Origin of the sequence: Mycobacterium shinjukuense, from assembly GCF_010730055.1 — a bacterium.
Taxonomy (GTDB): domain Bacteria; phylum Actinomycetota; class Actinomycetes; order Mycobacteriales; family Mycobacteriaceae; genus Mycobacterium; species Mycobacterium shinjukuense.
This window is the reverse complement of sequence record NZ_AP022575.1, coordinates 1164389-1180671: the sequence shown is the minus strand read 5'-3', so window position 1 is coordinate 1180671 and position 16283 is coordinate 1164389. Positions and strand designations below refer to the sequence as shown.

The 16283-nt window shown below is 68.3% G+C and carries 18 protein-coding genes, 1 tRNA gene and 1 pseudogene; 8 read left to right on the top strand and 12 right to left on the bottom strand.

Annotated elements, in window-relative coordinates; genetic code table 11:
- Positions 1-5: 5 nt before the first annotated feature.
- Genes G6N20_RS05155 through G6N20_RS21720 form a run of 4 tightly spaced genes read right to left on the bottom strand, consistent with a single transcriptional unit; the run spans position 6 to position 3119 of the window.
- Positions 6-1115 (bottom strand): bifunctional RNase H/acid phosphatase, encoded by a 1110-nt coding sequence (locus tag G6N20_RS05155; RefSeq protein WP_083046554.1) that lies wholly within the window; start codon positions 1113-1115, stop codon positions 6-8.
- Entirely contained in the window at positions 1112-1849 is a 738-nt protein-coding gene (locus G6N20_RS05150) for a zinc ribbon domain-containing protein (RefSeq protein ID WP_083046553.1), read from the bottom strand. The genes G6N20_RS05155 and G6N20_RS05150 overlap by 4 nt, the downstream gene beginning before the upstream one ends.
- A complete protein-coding gene (locus tag G6N20_RS05145) occupies positions 1846-2991 on the bottom strand; it encodes a Nif3-like dinuclear metal center hexameric protein (protein WP_083046552.1) in 1146 nt (381 codons plus the stop codon). Before G6N20_RS05145 ends, G6N20_RS05150 begins: the two co-directional genes overlap by 4 nt.
- Positions 2988-3119 (bottom strand): hypothetical protein, encoded by a 132-nt coding sequence (locus G6N20_RS21720; RefSeq protein WP_263992170.1) that lies wholly within the window; start codon positions 3117-3119, stop codon positions 2988-2990. The genes G6N20_RS05145 and G6N20_RS21720 overlap by 4 nt, the downstream gene beginning before the upstream one ends.
- A gap of 228 nt (positions 3120-3347) precedes the next feature.
- Here G6N20_RS21720 and G6N20_RS21715 point away from each other — a divergent pair, with 228 nt between their 5' ends.
- Entirely contained in the window at positions 3348-3470 is a 123-nt protein-coding gene (locus tag G6N20_RS21715) for a PIN domain-containing protein (RefSeq protein ID WP_263992169.1), read from the top strand.
- A 15-nt stretch (positions 3471-3485) separates the two neighbouring features.
- On the opposite strand, the gene G6N20_RS05140 is transcribed toward G6N20_RS21715, so the two are convergent.
- The 3 genes and pseudogenes from G6N20_RS05140 to G6N20_RS05130 form a co-directional block, all read right to left on the bottom strand.
- Positions 3486-3878, bottom strand: a complete 393-nt coding sequence (locus tag G6N20_RS05140; protein ID WP_083046550.1) for a type II toxin-antitoxin system VapC family toxin — start codon at positions 3876-3878, stop codon at positions 3486-3488.
- Between the two features lie 124 nt (positions 3879-4002).
- A pseudogene (locus tag G6N20_RS21925) lies at positions 4003-4105 on the bottom strand (antitoxin); the annotation flags it as partial.
- Positions 4106-4150: 45 nt separating this feature from the next.
- Positions 4151-5773, bottom strand: coding sequence for a PE family protein (locus tag G6N20_RS05130; RefSeq protein ID WP_083046548.1), 1623 nt, complete (start codon positions 5771-5773; stop codon positions 4151-4153).
- A 285-nt stretch (positions 5774-6058) separates the two neighbouring features.
- On the opposite strand from G6N20_RS05130, the gene G6N20_RS05125 reads away from it, so the two are divergent.
- From G6N20_RS05125 to G6N20_RS05110, 4 genes are all read left to right on the top strand, one after another.
- A complete protein-coding gene (locus G6N20_RS05125) occupies positions 6059-6691 on the top strand; it encodes an HAD-IA family hydrolase (protein WP_083046547.1) in 633 nt (210 codons plus the stop codon).
- A gap of 55 nt (positions 6692-6746) precedes the next feature.
- Positions 6747-7181 (top strand): low molecular weight protein-tyrosine-phosphatase, encoded by a 435-nt coding sequence (locus tag G6N20_RS05120; RefSeq protein WP_232065499.1) that lies wholly within the window; start codon positions 6747-6749, stop codon positions 7179-7181.
- The gene (locus tag G6N20_RS05115) at positions 7181-7981 is read left to right on the top strand and encodes an SURF1 family cytochrome oxidase biogenesis protein (RefSeq protein ID WP_083046545.1); all 801 of its coding nucleotides are present in this window, start codon (positions 7181-7183) and stop codon (positions 7979-7981) included. Before G6N20_RS05120 ends, G6N20_RS05115 begins: the two co-directional genes overlap by 1 nt.
- 95 nt (positions 7982-8076) lie before the next feature.
- Positions 8077-8892, top strand: a complete 816-nt coding sequence (locus G6N20_RS05110) for an oxygenase MpaB family protein (RefSeq protein WP_083046544.1) — start codon at positions 8077-8079, stop codon at positions 8890-8892.
- Between the two features lie 15 nt (positions 8893-8907).
- Here G6N20_RS05110 and G6N20_RS05105 read toward each other — a convergent pair whose 3' ends face one another.
- The 5 genes from G6N20_RS05105 to G6N20_RS05085 all read right to left on the bottom strand — a co-directional run bounded on the left by G6N20_RS05105 (position 8908) and on the right by G6N20_RS05085 (position 10836).
- Positions 8908-9105 carry a hypothetical protein gene (locus G6N20_RS05105; protein WP_179961543.1) on the bottom strand — a complete coding sequence of 66 codons (198 nt, stop codon included), beginning with the start codon at positions 9103-9105 and terminating at the stop codon, positions 8908-8910.
- Between the two features lie 51 nt (positions 9106-9156).
- Positions 9157-9228: transfer RNA gene (locus G6N20_RS05100), tRNA-Val, on the bottom strand.
- 52 nt (positions 9229-9280) lie between these two features.
- Positions 9281-9742, bottom strand: a complete 462-nt coding sequence (locus G6N20_RS05095; RefSeq protein ID WP_083046542.1) for a peroxiredoxin — start codon at positions 9740-9742, stop codon at positions 9281-9283.
- Complete coding sequence (locus G6N20_RS05090; RefSeq protein WP_083046541.1) at positions 9742-10164, bottom strand: DUF3052 domain-containing protein; 423 nt, start codon at positions 10162-10164, stop codon at positions 9742-9744. The genes G6N20_RS05095 and G6N20_RS05090 overlap by 1 nt, the downstream gene beginning before the upstream one ends.
- Positions 10165-10245: 81 nt before the next feature.
- Positions 10246-10836: a hypothetical protein gene (locus G6N20_RS05085; protein WP_083046540.1), complete on the bottom strand. Its 591-nt coding sequence runs from the start codon at positions 10834-10836 to the stop codon at positions 10246-10248.
- 160 nt (positions 10837-10996) lie between these two features.
- Between G6N20_RS05085 and aceE the strand changes: the two genes are divergently transcribed.
- From aceE to G6N20_RS05070, 3 genes are all read left to right on the top strand, one after another.
- Entirely contained in the window at positions 10997-13789 is a 2793-nt protein-coding gene (gene aceE / locus G6N20_RS05080) for a pyruvate dehydrogenase (acetyl-transferring), homodimeric type (protein WP_083046539.1), read from the top strand.
- Positions 13790-13842: 53 nt separating this feature from the next.
- Entirely contained in the window at positions 13843-15159 is a 1317-nt protein-coding gene (locus tag G6N20_RS05075) for a PucR family transcriptional regulator (protein WP_083046538.1), read from the top strand.
- 159 nt (positions 15160-15318) lie between these two features.
- Positions 15319-16239 (top strand): ACP S-malonyltransferase, encoded by a 921-nt coding sequence (locus G6N20_RS05070; protein ID WP_083046537.1) that lies wholly within the window; start codon positions 15319-15321, stop codon positions 16237-16239.
- The last annotated feature ends 44 nt before the right edge of the window (positions 16240-16283 follow it).

The following is a 16283-nucleotide window of genomic DNA, read 5'->3' as shown; positions in this document are numbered from 1 at the left end:
CTGGGTCACAGATAGCCGGTTTGGTTGACCAGCCGCACCGACGAGCCGCCATCGGAATAGAACTCGGCGATGCTCAATGACGCCAGATCAAGATGCAGCCGGTACAGCACGCCCGCCCCGGCGTCCAACGCCAGTCGCAGCAGCATCTTGATCGGGGTGACATGGGAGACCACCAGCACCGTCCGGCCTTGATGCCCGGCGATGATCCGGTCGCGTCCCCGGCGAACCCGCCGCAGCACCTCGTCGAAGCTTTCACCGCCGGGGGGCTTTGCGCTGCTGTCGCGCAACCATCGCCGATGGAGCTCGGGATCGCGTGCGGAGGCCTCACCGAAGGTCAACCCCTCCCAGGCACCGAAATCGGTTTCGATCACGTCTTCATCGACGGTCACGTCCAGACCCAGAGCCCGGGCGGCGGTGGCGGCGGTGTCGTAGGCGCGTTGCAGTGGCGAGGAGATTATCGCCGAGATCCCGCCGCGCTGCGCCAGATAGCGTGCCGCCAAACCAGCCTGACGCCAACCGACTTCGTTCAGCGCCGGGTTGCCGCGTCCGGAATAGCGGCGTTGCGCCGACAGCTCGGTCTGCCCGTGCCGCAGCAGCAGCAGCCGGGTGGGCGCGTCACGGACGCCGGTCCATCCCGGTGCCGTCGGGGGTTCGGCGGTCTTGGGGGATTCGGCGACCGCTACCACCGATTTCTCGCCCCTGCGATCGGCGCGAGCCGCGGCGTCCATCGCCTCATTGGCCAACCGGTCGGCATAGGTGTTGCGGTCCCGCGGAACCCAGACATAGGTGATCCGGTGAAACCGCGACGCGAGCGCCTGAGCCTGGGCGTACAACTCCACCAGGTCGGGGTGTTTGACTTTCCACCGCCCCGCCATCTGCTCCACCACGAGCTTGGAGTCCATCACCACCGTCGCGTCGGTGGCGCCCATCTTGACGGCATCGTCCAAACCGGCGATCAGGCCCCGGTACTCGGCGACGTTGTTGGTCGCCCGGCCGATCGCCTGCTTGCTCTCGGCCAGCACCGTGGAGTGGTCGGCGGTCCATACCACCGCGCCGTATCCGGCCGGTCCGGGGTTCCCGCGCGACCCACCGTCGGCTTCGATGACCACCTTCACCGCTCAAATCCTTTGACCCGCAGCAAGATAGCGCCACACTCCGGGCAGCGGACCACGTCGTCCTCGGCGGCCGCCGAGATGCGGGCCAACTCGCCGCGGCCGATCTCGATGCGGCAGGCGCCGCACCGATGTCCCTGCAACGCTGCAGCGCCCGGCCCTCCCCCGGCACGCTGTCGTTCGTAGAGCGTCGACAGGTCGGGATCCAGCGCGGCGGCCAGCGCGTCACGTCGCGACGAACGCTCGTCCTTGGCCTGGTCGATCTCGGCGAGCGCGGCATCCAGGGCCTGCCCGGCGCTGCCCAGGTCGGTCTGCAACCTCTCGATGGTCGCCGACTCCGCGGTCTGCCGGGCCGCCAGCTCCTCGCGGCGCTCCATCACGTCCAGCAGCGAATCCTCCAAGCTGGCCTGACGACGGTGCAGGGTTTCGATCTCGTGTTGCAGGTCGGCCAATTGCTTGGCGTCAATCGCCCCCGCCGTCAGCAACGACCGGTCCCGGTCGGCGCGCCGGCACACCGCGTCGATTTCGGACTCAAAGCGCGACACCTGGGCGTCCAAGTCCTCCAACGCGATTCGTATGGCCGCCAGCCGGTCACTGGCTGCGGCGTGTTCGGCGAGCACCCGCTCGTAGGCCTCCCGCTGGGGCAGATGGGCGGCCCGGTGGGCAATCTGGGATAGCTCAGCATCCAGTTTCGCCAACTCCAGCAGCGAACGTTGCTGTGCTACTTCGGCTTTCATGAGTGATCACTCCCGGTCTCAGTGGCCGGGTGCACATTCCACGGGTCGGTGCAGATGGTGCACACCCGCACCGGCAACGATGCGCCGAAGTGGGACCGCAGCACCTCGGCCGCCTGGCCGCACCAGGGGAATTCGCTGGCCCAATGCGCGACGTCGATCAAGGACACCCGGGAGGCGCGGCGATGCTCGTCGGCGGGATGGTGGCGCAAGTCGGCGGTGACATAGGCGTGCACGTCCGCGGCCGCGGCGGCGCCCAGCAACGAGTCCCCGGCGCCCCCACAGACGGCAACCCGCGACACCGGCCCATCGGGATCGCCCGCGGCGCGCACTCCCCACGACGTCGGCGGCAACCCGGCCTGCACGCGAGAGACGAAGGCGCGCAACGGTTCAGGATGCGCCAGCGTGCCGATGCGACCAAACCCGGTGCCGGTCGGTGGTGGCACCAGCGCGAAGATGTCGAACGCCGGCTCCTCGTAAGGGTGCGCGGCGCGCATCGCCGCGAACACCTGCGCCCGCGTCCGCGCGGGCGCCACCACCTCGACCCGGTCCTCGGGCACCCGTTCGACGGCGCCGATGCCGCCGATGGCGGGTGATGCCCCGTCGTGGGCCAGGAACTGTCCGGTACCGGTGACGCTCCAGCTGCAGTGCGAATAGTCACCGATGTTCCCGGCGCCGGCCGCAAACACCGCCGCCCGTACCGCTTCTGAGTTCTCGGTGGGCACGTAGATCACCCACTTGTCTAGGCCGGCCGCGGCGGGCATCGGGTCGAGCACCGCTTCGACGCGCAGGCCAAGGGCGTCTGCCAGCGCGTCGGAAACGCCGGGCGCCGCCGCGTCGGCGTTGGTGTGCGCGGTGAACAGGGCACGCCCGGTTCGGATCATGCGGTGCACCAGCGCGCCCTTGGGCGTGCTGGCCGCGACCGTGTCCACCCCGCGCAACAGCAGCGGATGATGGGCCAGCAGCAGGCCCGCCTCGGGGACCTGGTCCACCACCGCGGGGGTGGCGTCCACCGCGACGGTCACCGAGTGCACCGCCTGCTCCGGGTCGCCGCACACCAGGCCCACCGAATCCCACTCCTGGGCCAGCCGCGGCGGGTAGGCCTGGTCCAGCACGTCGATGACGTCGCGCAGCCGCACACTCACCACAGCGCCTCGGCGATCGTCTCCGCTAGCCGCGGCGCCTGCGCCCGCACCGCCGCCGGCTGCCGGCGGCCCACCGGCCAGTGCGGGCGCCGCGCCGCCCGAAGCGGGCTCATGTCCAGAGTCGCCACAGCGTCAAACAGTAGTGGGCCGGTTCGCTGGCCAGGAATCCAGAGCACCGCCGCCGGCATCGCCCGGTGGGCCGTCTCGATCGGAATTCAGCGTAACCGCGACGCGCTCGCGATGCCGCCGGCCTTGGGGCGCTCCGAGCAAATCCTCACCACCGCCCTGGTTGCCGTCGAAACCTGGACGTTTTTGCCCCGCAAGACGGCCACCGCACGGCGCGGCACGACGAGCGGGTGTACTCCGTTGTCGACGCGACGAGTCTGCGGGTGCTGCGCGAGGGGCGCCTGCACGCGGCTTTGGCGCTCGACCGGGACTTCGCGGCGGCCGGGTTCGCGGAGGTCCGGACCAGCCGGTAGACCGGGCCGCGTTGTCTAGGCGGCGACGACCGCGACATCGTAGGCAGATAACTGGTCGTCCGCGCTGATGATCGTCAGATCCAGCAGCTGCGCCTGAGCGATGAGGACACGGTCGAACGGATCCCGATGGTGATCGGGAAGCTCGGCGGTGCGCAGCGCGTGCGCATGGTCGACCGGCAGCGGGGACGTGCCGGAGCGGCGCATTCGATCGGGCACGTAGCAGCCCGGTGGTTCGGGTAACGGGAGCTTGCCGAGGCGATACTTGATCGCGATCTCCCAGGCGCTGGCAGCCGACAGCAGAATGTTGTTGCGGGTGTCCGCAACGATTGCTCGTGTCCGGTCGCACAACCGGTTTGGGTCTGACTGCATCCATAGCCAAACATGGGTGTCGATGAGGTAGCGCTTCACCGATGAAAGCTTTCCACAACATCGTCTGGCAACGGAGCGTCGAAATCATCGGGGACGGTATACACGCCGTGATCGATGCCTAAGCGGCGAGTCTGTTGGGGATGGAACGGCACAAGCTTTGCCACCGGTACACCGCCGCGGGCAATCTCAACCTCTTGTCCGCCGTCGACCAGCCGCAGCAGCTCCGACAGGCGTGTCTTGGCCTCGTGAACGCCGACCCTGAGCGCAGTGGACTTAGTCATGAACTAAGTTTACCGGCAGGCAGACCGGTGTCAGGAAATGAGGCCCTCGATGTCGCTGATATTCGCTGCCAACGCCCGCCCGATGGCCAGCCCGCCCAGGACGCCTGCCATCGGCAGCAACGTCACGGTAGCGGTGAACGGATACCCGATCGCGTTAACCAGGCTGCCCTCCGCAAGCCCGCGCGCGAACTGGGTGGCGTCATATGCGGGCAAACCGACGACGGCCGACAAGGCCAGATCCGCCATCGGAAGCAGCAAGGCGTAGTCGGTCGAGACGATCGACGCAACCGCACCGGCTACGTCGTTGGGCGTCGGGACGACCAGACCCGTCGCCGGCGACGTCACACCCGGTGTCGACAAGGGCGGCACGGAGATCGGCGCCGAGGAAAGCTGCTGCAGGTCAGCCGCGAAGTCCCGGATGCCTTGTTGGCTGCCCGCCGCCAGCGCATCCACCACGGTGTCGAGGCTGACCGGCGGAAACAGCCCAAACGGTGTGGGCACATTCGCCGGGCCGGTCGAATAGCCATAGGCCGGGTCGCCGTAGCCCAAATTGACGATGACCCTCAGGTCCGGCTCGATCAGGCTCGCCAACGGCTTTCCCAGGATGGGGATCGCGCGCAGGGGAGCCAGCAACGGCAGATCCTCGGTGGGAATCATCTTGTAGGTGGTCATCGTCGGCCCCTGCGTCGGCAGGGTGACAGCCGAATCGATCTGCTCGGGCGTGAGCTGCGCATATCCGAAGTGCACGAAGCCGACACCCGCGTAAGCGTTGAGGACGGAGACGAAGTTCAGTGGGTACTGCGGGAAATCCGCGAAGCCATCGTATTCGCGGGTATAGATCGTCGTCGGGTACAGGTTATCCGGGGTCGCCCCGGCGAACGTCAGACCCAACGCCGGGAACGTCAACCCGGCGAAGCGTTGGAAGATGCCGCCGTTCGGGTTCATCAGATTACCGATCAGCACAAAATCGAGCTCTGCAGGGCTCGGAGCGTTGGGACCCAAGGCGGCAAGTTGCCGCATCTCCAGAGAGGCTATGACGGCGCTTTGGGAGTAGCCGAAGACGGTGACGTGGTTGCCGGCGGCGAGTTGCGCGTTGATCGCGGTGTCGAGAACGCTGACGCCATTCCGCACCGACATGTCGAAAACCAAATCCCTGACACCGGTCACCGGGTACAGCGCTGCCGGCGTGGCGAGGGCTTGCGGAATGGCGCCGGGCGCGCTGCGTTGGATGAACAGCGAGTTGACCGCGTCGACGTAGGCGGTTGTGGGCGTCGGGTTTGCGGTCCCACCCATGGCCAGCGCCACCAGCGGCTGGGCCGCTGCCGGCGACGTCACCGCGCTCACGGCGCCGCCGGCGTTCACCGCCCCCACGTTTGCCACCTCCGCCGCCAGGTAGGCACCCTGGGTGGCCAGCAGTGCGCGGGCGAACTCGCGATGAAAATCCGCCGCCTGCGCCAGCACCACCTGACACTCCCGGGCAAAGGTGTTGAACAGCCTTGCGGTGGCCGCGGACACGTCATCGGCGGCGGCCGCCGCCACACCGGTGGTCGTGCTGGCCGCGGCCGCGGTGGCCTCGTCGATCGCCGAACCGATGCCCGCGACCTCCGCGGCCGCCGCAGCCATCAGGTGCGGTTGCGCGCTCAGATACGTCATCGGCGGATCCCTTCGTCGGCCGGGCCATCGGGTGATGGCTCGCCGGCCGAGGTCGGCGGCGACTCGCTGACCACGAAAATACCTGGTGCGGGCCGCGGGTCAGCGCAGTTCGCCGCGATTGGCCGGTGGGCCGACAGGTACCCGTCGCCTGGGAGTTCGCACCAGCGCCGCATCAACGACAATGGCATCGTGACCGACACGACCGAGCACGCAGCCGATTGCCCTCGCCCTCCCGACGCGCGGGGGCGGGCGGCATCGGGTGCCGCCGATCGCCCGCCTCAGCTGGTGATTTTCGATCTCGACGGCACCCTCACGGATTCGGCCGACGGGATCGTCGCCAGCTTCTGCCACGCACTTGGCCGCATCGGGGTGCCCGTGCCCGACGGTGACCTGGCCGCACAGATCGTCGGCCCGCCGATGGACGAAACATTCCATGCGCTGCGGCTCGGCGAGCACACCGACGCCGCGATCGCGGCCTTCCGCGCCGACTACGGCACCCGGGGCTGGGCGATGAACAGCCTGTACGACGGGATCGGGCCACTGCTGGATGATCTGCGAGCGGCCGGCGTCCGGCTGGCGGTGGCGACCTCCAAGCTAGAGCCGACCGCACGGCGCATCCTCGCCCACTTCGGCCTGGAGCAGCATTTCGACGTCATCGCCGGGGCCGCCCCCGACGGCTCACGGCACAGCAAGACCGACGTGCTGGCCCACGCGCTCGCGCAGCTGCAGCCGCTGCCCGAGCGCGTGCTGATGGTCGGTGACCGCAGCCACGACGTCGACGGCGCGGCCGCGCACGGCATCGACGCGGTCGTCGTCGGCTGGGGCTACGGGCAGGCCGACTTTACCGGCTCGGGTCACGTCAGCGGCGTGACGCATGTCGCGACGGTCGATGAGCTGCGGAGGGCACTGGGTGTGTAGCTCGAAAACGCTGCATGTCACGTTCGTCTGCACCGGCAACATCTGTCGCTCGCCGATGGCCGAGAAGATGTTCGCCGACCAGCTGCGCCGGCGTGGTCTGTCCGACCGGGTGCGGGTGAGCAGTGCGGGCACCGGCAACTGGCATGTGGGCAACGGCGCCGACCCGCGGGCTACCCGGGTGCTGCGCGCCCACGGCTACCCCACCGAGCACCGGGCCGCACAGCTGGCCGCCGATCACCTGACGGCCGATCTGGTGGTGGCGCTGGGCCGCAACCATGTGTGGATGTTGCGCCAGCTCGGGGTCGAGGACGCCCGGATCCGGATGCTGCGCTCCTTCGATCCGCGTTGCGGTGCGCATCCCCTCGACGTCGCGGATCCCTATGACGGCGATCACGAGGACTTCGAGGAGGTTTTCGCCGTCATCGAGGCCGCCCTGCCCGGCCTACACGACTGGGTCGACCAACAACTGGCGCGAAGCGGCGACGGCTGATGCGTCGGCTGGGATTTTTGCTGCGGCCGGGCTGGCTGGCGCTGGGCCTGGTCGTCGTCGCGTTCAGCTACCTGTGCCTCACGGTGCTGGCGCCGTGGCAGCTGGGAAAGAGCACCAAGACCTCGCGGGAGAACCAGCAGATCCAACAGTCGCTCAACAGCCCGCCGGTGCCGCTGACAACACTGTTGCCGCAACAGGATTCGTCCGCTCCCCAGGCGCAGTGGCGCAGGGTCACCGCTACCGGGCGCTACCTGCCGGACGTGCAGGTGCTGGCCCGGCTGCGCGTCGTCGAGGGCGAGCAGGCGTTCGAGGTGCTGGCACCATTCGTCGTCGACGACGGACCCACCGTGCTGGTCGACCGCGGCTACCTGCGCCCGGAGCCGGGCTCGCGGGTACCGCCGATCCCCCGCCCGCCGGATCAGACCGTGACCATCACGGCGCGGCTCCGCGACTCCGAACCCGGGGGCAAGCAATCATTCTCCAGGGACGGCGTCCAGCAGGTCTATTCGATCAACACCGGACAGATCGCGGCGTTGATGCGCGTCCCGCTGGCCGGCTCCTACCTGCAATTGGTCGAAGGCCAACCCGGGGGGCTGCGACCGATCGGCCTGCCGCACCTGGATGCCGGGCCGTTTCTGTCCTACGGCATCCAGTGGATCTCGTTCGGCATCCTGGCGCCGATCGGATTGGCCTATTTCGGCTATTCCGAGCTGCGTGTACGCCGCCGGCACAGGCCGGCGCCGCAGCAGCCGATGACCGTCGAAGAAAGGCTCGCCGACCGCTACGGCCGCCGGCGGTAACGGCCAGCCCAACCGGCAGGGGCCGCCGTGTCGACGCAAACACCCCGGCAGCGTCTCAAACGTGGTGTACTCGAACCCGTGGGGCAGGATCCGCGATGAAGCGGCCCGCAACCCGGGTCGTCGACTTGGTGAACCCGGCCGGGTTGTTGTTGCCGGCCGCGAACGTGATCATGCAGCTGTCGCTGCCCGGCGTCGGCTATGGCGTGCTGGAAAGCCCGGTGGACAGCGGCAACGTCTACCGGCATCCGTTCAAACGGGCCCGCACCACCGGCACCTACCTGGCGGCGGCGACCATCGGGACGGCGACCGATCGCTCGCTGATCCGCGGCGCCGTCGACCTGGTGCACCGGCAAGTTCGGTCGACCCCGTCAAGCCCGGTGTCCTACAACGCGTTTGATCCCAAGCTGCAACTGTGGGTGGCCGCCTGTCTGTACCGCTACTTCGTGGAGCAGCACGAGTTCCTGTATGGCCCACTCGACGACGCCAGCGCCGACGCGGTCTACCGGGACGCCAGACGGTTGGGCACCACGCTGCAGGTGCCGGAGCGGATGTGGCCGCCGGATCGGGTCGCCTTCGACGACTACTGGAAGCGTTCGCTTGATGAGCTGCGGATCGACCCGCCGGTGCGCGAGCATCTTCGCGGGGTCGCCTCGGTGGCGTTTCTGCCGTGGCCGTTGCGGGCGCTGGCCGGGCCATTCAACCTGTTCGCGACGACGGGGTTCCTGGCACCGGAGTTCCGCGCGATGATGCGGCTGGACTGGTCGCGGACCCAGCAGCGCCGGTTCGACCGGCTGCTGGCGGTGTTGCGGCTGGCCGACCGGCTGATTCCGCACGGGGCGTGGATCCTCACCTACCGACTGTACTTGTGGGACATGCGGTTTCGCGCGCGACGGGGCTGGCGGATCGTCTAGGCCGCGGGCGCCAGCCTACTTCTGGGTCGCCTCCTGGATCAGCGCGCTGATCTTCTCGAGTAGTTCACGCATGTCGGCGCGCATCGCATCCACCGCGGCATACAGGTCCGCCTTGGTCGCTGGCTGCTGGTCCGACGACAGTGGCCGCACCGGCGGTGCCGACCGTCCCGCCGCGCTCTCGCTCTGAAAGCCGGGTACCTCGCCCACGCCCACGACACTGCCATATCCGCTCGTCACCGACAAAGCGGGCGCCCGCATAGCCGGTGGGCGCGGACGGGATCGAACCGCCGACCGCTGGTGTGTAAGACCAGAGCTCTACCACTGAGCTACGCGCCCCATGCCCGCCGCAGGCTACACGCCCGCGGACCAAGCACCCAAACGGGCCCGCTCAGCCTCTCAGGGCCGCCAACGCGTCCGTCCACAGCCGCTGATCTCGGGCCTCACCCGGCTGCTTCATTTCGGCGAACCTGATGATCCCCGAACGATCGACCACGAAGGTCCCGCGGTTGGAATAGCCCGCCTGGTCGTTGAACACGCCGTAGGCCTGGCTGACCGCGCCGTGCGGCCAGAAGTCCGATAACACCGGAAACAGGAACCCGCTCTGGGTCGCCCAGATCTTGTGGGTCGGCGGCGGGCCCACCGAAATGGCCAACACCGCGCTGTCGTCGTTGTCGAACTCGGGCAGGTGATCGCGCACCCGGTCCAACTCGCCCTGGCAGATCCCGGTGAACGCCAGCGGAAAAAACACCAGCAGCACGTTTTTGGCACCGCGGTAGCCGCGCAGCGTGATGGGCTGCTGATTCTGGTCGCGCAGCGTGAAGTCGGGAGCGACCGCTCCGACGTCCAGCATCAGCGCTTCCCGGCTCGAGACTTCGGCTGCACCAACCGACTGGCGCTCCAGTCGCCGAGGTTGACCGAGGAGGTCGGCATCAGGCCAGCGGTCGGGGCCGCCTCGGCGATCTCGGCGGGCAGCACGTGGCCTGGCCGGCCGGTCTTGGGCGTCAGCACCCAGATCACACCGTCTTCGGCGAGCGGGCCGATCGCGTCCATCAGGGTGTCCACCAGGTCCCCGTCGCCGTCACGCCACCACAGCAGCACGACGTCGATGACCTCGTCGGCGTCTTCGTCGAGCAGTTCGCCGCCGCAGGCTTCCTCCACGGATGCGCGGATGTCGTCGTCGGTGTCCTCGTCCCAGCCCCACTCCTGGACAACTTGGTCTCGTTGGATGCCCAGCTTGCGCGCGTAGCTGGGGCCGTGATCCGCCGCGACCACCGTTGAACCTCCCTTACGCAACCACACGACGTGCGATGGCAATTATCGTCGCACAACCACAACCGGGCCCGTCGCGCCGGCTCAGTAGTAGGGCATGCACAGTTTCAGCGCTTTTGTCTTGGTGTCGTTGAGCCGATCGACCCGCCTGTTGAACTCCCCGGTCGACGCGTGCGTGCCGATGGCGTTGGCCACCGCGCGGGCCGCGTCGGTGTACGCGTTGAGCGCGTCGCGCAACGGTGCCGATAGCGCTTCGTTGAGGCTGCCGGCAACCGCCGACGCGCTGTTGGTGAGCGCCTCGATGGCCGGGCCTTCGGTCGGGCCGGTGTTACGGCCCGCGTTGAACGCCGCGACGAAGGTGTTCACCTTGTCGATGGCGTCCTTGCTGGTGGTGGCAAGCGAGTCACAGGAGCCGCGAATCGCCTTGGTGGTCAGCGATTGTTGCCGCTGGGACTCCCGGACGCGCGACGTCGCCGACGAAGCCGACACCGACGCCGACACCGACGACCGGTAGGCGGGGGCGACGTTGGTGTCCGGCGTGGCCGTGCCTTCGGTGACGGCGGTGCACCCCACGATCACCATGAACAGCACCGCACTACAGCCCAGCGCCAGGGCACCTCGCCTGGGGAACTCCCCCCCGTGCCGGCGAGCGACGGCGCGCCATCCGATGAGCACGGCTCATGACGTTACCGGGTCGCGGCACCGATTTCGGCGGGCGGTCCGGACCCGCGAACGTCGGTAGCGACCGGACGGCGGCTATCCGCCCGGGTCATCGGTGCGGCACGATAGGAGACGACCACCCGCCGGATCGCCCGCCAACTACAGGAGCAGTGCGTTGACCACCCAGTTCGCGCGCCAGAGTCAGGCCAAAAACCCAAGCAGCGCAAGCGAACCCGACCGTGTTCGGGTGATCCGCGAAGGTGTGGCGTCCTATTTGCCCGACATCGATCCCGAGGAGACGTCGGAGTGGCTGGAGTCGTTTGACGAGCTGCTGGCGCGCTCCGGGCCGTCGCGCGCGCGCTACCTGATGCTGCGGCTGCTGGAACGCGCGGGCGAGCAGCGGGTGGCGCTGCCGGCGCTGACCTCGACCGACTACGTCAACACCATCCCGACCGAGCTGGAGCCCTGGTTCCCCGGCGACGAGGAAGTCGAACGTCGCTTCCGGACGTGGATCAGGTGGAACGCGGCGATCATGGTGCACCGCGCGCAACGACCGGGTGCCGGCGTGGGTGGCCATATTTCCACCTACGCATCGTCTGCGGCGCTCTACGAGGTCGGTTTCAACCACTTCTTCCGCGGCAAGTCGCATCCGGGCGGCGGCGATCAGGTGTTCATTCAGGGCCACGCCTCACCGGGGATCTACGCCCGCGCCTTTCTCGAGGGCCGGCTCACCGCCGACCAACTCGACGGCTTCCGCCAAGAACGCAGCCACGCCGGCGGCGGGTTGCCGTCCTATCCGCACCCGCGGCTGATGCCCGACTTCTGGGAATTCCCCACCGTGTCGATGGGTTTGGGCCCGATGAACGCCATCTACCAGGCGCGGTTCAACCACTACCTGCATGACCGCGGTATCAAGGACACCTCCGACCAACACGTGTGGTGTTTCCTGGGCGACGGCGAGATGGACGAGCCGGAGAGCCGCGGCCTGGCGCACATCGGGGCACTCGAGGGCCTGGACAACCTGACCTTCGTGGTCAACTGCAACCTGCAGCGCCTGGACGGCCCGGTGCGCGGCAACGGCAAGATCATCCAGGAGCTGGAGTCGTTCTTCCGCGGCGCCGGCTGGAACGTCATCAAGGTGGTGTGGGGCCGTGAATGGGACGCGCTGCTGCACGCCGATCGGGACGGCGCGCTGGTGAACCTGATGAACACCACGCCCGACGGTGATTACCAGACCTACAAGGCCAACGACGGCGCCTATGTGCGCAACCACTTCTTTGGGCGCGACCCGCGCACCAAGGCGCTGGTGGCCAACATGACCGACCAGGAGATCTGGAACCTCAAGCGCGGCGGCCACGACTACCGCAAGGTCTATGCCGCCTACCGCGCGGCCGTCGAGCACAAGGGACAGCCAACGGTGATCCTGGCCAAGACCATCAAGGGCTATTCGCTGGGCGCGCACTTCCAGGGCCGTAACGCCACCCACCAGATGAAGAAGCTTGCGCTCGAAGACCTCAAGTATTTCCGGGACGCCATGCGGATTCCGATCAGCGACGCCGCGCTGGAGGAAGACCCCTACCTGCCGCCCTACTACCACCCCGGCCCGGACGCCCCGGAGATTCGGTATCTGCTCGACCGTCGCCGCGCCCTCGGCGGCTTCGTGCCCGAGCGCCGGACCAAGGCCAAGGCGCTGACCCTGCCCGGGCGCAGCGTCTATGCCCCGCTGAAGAAGGGATCCGGACACCAGGAGGTGGCCACCACCATGGCGGTGGTCCGCACCTTCAAAGAATTGTTGCGGGACAAGGAGATTGGTCACCGAATTGTTCCCATCATTCCCGACGAGGCCCGCACCTTCGGGATGGACTCGTGGTTTCCGTCGTTGAAGATCTACAACCGTTTGGGCCAGCTGTACACCGCCGTCGACGCCGACCTGATGTTGGCGTACAAGGAAAGCGAGACCGGACAAATCCTGCACGAGGGCATCAACGAGGCAGGCTCGACGGCGTCGTTCACCGCGGTCGGCACCTCCTATGCCACGCACAACGAGCCGATGATCCCGGTCTACATCTTCTATTCGATGTTCGGGTTCCAGCGCACCGGCGACAGCCTTTGGGCCGCGGCCGATCAGATGGCGCGCGGGTTCGTGCTCGGGGCCACCGCGGGCCGGACCACGCTGACCGGCGAGGGTCTGCAACACGCCGACGGCCACTCACTGCTGTTGGCCGCCACCAATCCGGCGGTGGTGTCCTATGACCCCGCGTTCGCCTACGAGATCGCCTACATCATCGAAAGCGGGCTCGCCCGGATGTTCGGGCCGAACCCGGAGAACGTGTTCTTCTACATCACCGTCTACAACGAGCCGTACGCGCAGCCGCCCGAGCCGGAGAACTTCGATCCCGAGGGCGTGCTGCGCGGCATCTACCGCTACCACGCGGCCACGGAGCAGCGCGCCAACGCCGCGCAGATCCTGGCCTCCGGGGTGGCGATGCCCGAGGCGCTGCGGGCGGCGCAGATGCTGGCCGCCGACTGGGACGTGGCCGCCGACGTGTGGTCGGTGACCAGTTGGGGCGAGTTGAACCGCGACGGCGTGGCCATCGAGACCGACAGGCTGCGCCACCCCGACCGGCCGGCTCGCGTTCCCTACCTGACGACCGCGCTGCAGCACGCGCGCGGCCCGGTGATCGCCGTATCGGACTGGATGCGCGCGGTCCCCGAGCAGATCCGGCCGTGGGTGCCCGGCACCTATCTGACCCTGGGCACCGACGGGTTCGGCTTCTCCGACACCCGGCCCGCGGCCCGGCGCTACTTCAACACCGACGCCGAGTCGCAGGTGGTCGCGGTGTTGCAGGCGCTGGCCCGCGACGGCGCGATCGACCCGTCGGTGCCGGTCGCCGCCGCTCGGCACTACCGGATCGACGACGTGCGGGCCGCGCGGAAGCAATCCTCCGATCCCGGCGCCGGGGCGTAGCGCGCTCGGCTCGCTTAGTAGGAACTTCCAGAAATCGCGCGTAGCTTTTAGGCGTGACCAACAACCAATTCGCCCCGCTCGGGTCGCCGCTGGAACTGCTCGACACCGTGCCCGATTCCCTGCTGCGACGGTTAAAGCAGTATTCGGGCCGGCTGGCCACCGAGGCGGTCTCGGCCATGCAGGAACGATTGCCGTTCTTCGCCGAGCTGGAAGCCTCCCAGCGCGCCAGCGTCGCGCTGGTGGTGCAGACGGCGGTGGTGAACTTCGTGGAGTGGATGCGTGACCCGCACAGCAACGTCAGCTACACCGCGCAGGCGTTCGAACTGGTGCCCCAGGACCTGACCCGGCGGATCGCGCTGCGCCAAACGGTGGACATGGTGCGGGTCACCATGGAGTTCTTCGAAGAGGTGGTGCCCTTGCTGGCCCGCTCCGAGGAACAGCTGACCGCGCTCACGGTGGGCATCTTGAAGTACAGCCGCGACCTGGCATTCACCGCCGCCACCGCCTATGCCGATGCGGCCGAGGCGCGCGGCACCTGGGACAGCCGGATGGAGGCCAGCGTCGTCGATGCGGTGGTGCGCGGCGACACCGGCCCCGAGCTGCTGTCCCGGGCGGCCGCGTTGAACTGGGACACGACCGCCCCGGCGACGGTGGTGGTGGGCATCCCGGCGCCCGGGCGTGACAGCTCCAACGGCCCGGTTGTCAGCAGCGAACGCGCCAGCCAGGTGGTCCGCGACATCGCCGCTCGCCATGGCCGCGCGGCCCTCACCGACGTGCACGGCACCTGGTTGGTGGCGATCGTGTCCGGCCAGTTGTCGCCGACCGAGAAGTTCTCCAAGGACCTGCTGGATGCCTTCTCCGACGGCCCGGTGGTGATCGGGCCGACGGCGCCCATGCTCACCGCGGCCTACCACAGCGCCAGTGAGGCGATTTCCGGGATGAACGCCGTCGCCGGCTGGCGCGCCGCGCCGCGGCCGGTGCTGGCCCGCGAACTGCTGCCGGAACGCGCCCTGATGGGGGACGCATCGGCGATCGTGGCGCTGCACACCGACGTCATGCGTCCGCTGGCCGATGCCGGGCCCACGCTCATCGAGACACTGGATGCGTACTTGGATTGTGGCGGTGCGATTGAGGCCTGTGCCAGGAAGTTGTTCGTTCATCCAAACACCGTCCGCTACCGACTCAAACGCATCACCGACTTCACCGGCCGCGATCCCACCCAGCCGCGGGACGCCTACGTCCTGCGGGTGGCGGCGACCGTGGGCCAACTCAACTATCCGACGCATCATCCAACGCATCATGTGGACGTCGGAAACAGCGCGCCGCCCCAGCGTCCGCTCCCACTCAGCGGGGCTCCAGGCGGCTGGTAGCGACCCTACGAGCGGATAGTGATCGAGATGACAGGTCGCGGACCGATCTCAAACACGTAGCTTAGGGGGATGTTTTGTGGGGTGTATACAAAAACCTAAGACGAGGTTCATAATCTGTTAGACCGCGCAAAACCGTTTCCACAGTGTTCTCTTAGACACGTGATTGCGTTGCTCGCGCCCGGACAGGGTTCGCAAACCGAGGGAATGCTGGCGCCGTGGCTGGATCTGCCCGGCGCGGCGGCCCGGGTCGCGGCGTGGTCGCAGGCCTGTGGCCTGGATCTGGCACGGCTGGGCACCACCGCGTCGACCGAGGAGATCACCGACACCGCGATTGCGCAGCCCTTGATCGTCGCGACCACGCTGCTGGCCCACCACGAGCTGACCAGGCGAGGCGCGCTCGACGGCACAAACGTCGCTGCAAAGATGATCGTGGCCGGCCACTCCGTCGGTGAAATCGCGGCCTACGCGATCGCCGGTGTGCTGGCCGCCGACGACGCGGTCACGCTGGCCGCCGCCCGGGGCGCCGAGATGGCCAAGGCGTGCGCCACCGAGCCGACCGGGATGTCCGCGGTGCTCGGCGGTGACGAGACCGAGGTGCTGAGCCGCCTCGAGCAGCTCGACCTGGTTGCGGCCAACCGCAACGCCGCCGGCCAGATCGTCGCCGCCGGCCGGCTCACGTCATTGGAGAAGCTCGCCGAAGACCCCCCGGCCAAGGCCCGGGTGCGCGCGTTGGGTGTCGCTGGCGCGTTCCACACCGAGTTCATGGCTTCGGCCCTCGAAGGCTTCGCGGCTGCAGCGGCCAACGTGGCGACCGCCGAGCCCACCGCCACGCTGCTGTCCAACCGCGACGGAAAGCCGGTCCCGTCCGCGGCGGCGGCGATTACGACGCTGGTCTCTCAGCTCACCCAGCCGGTGCGCTGGGACCTGTGCACCGCAACGCTGCGGGAGCACAATGTCACGGCGATCGTGGAGTTCCCCCCCGCGGGCACCCTCAGCGGCATCGCCAAACGCGAACTTCGGGGGGTTCCGACGCACGCCGTCAAGTCACCCGCAGATCTGGACGAGTTGGCAAACCTGTAATCGCCGGCTTGCCCAGAAGCACCAAGGCACGTCAGTTCGATTTG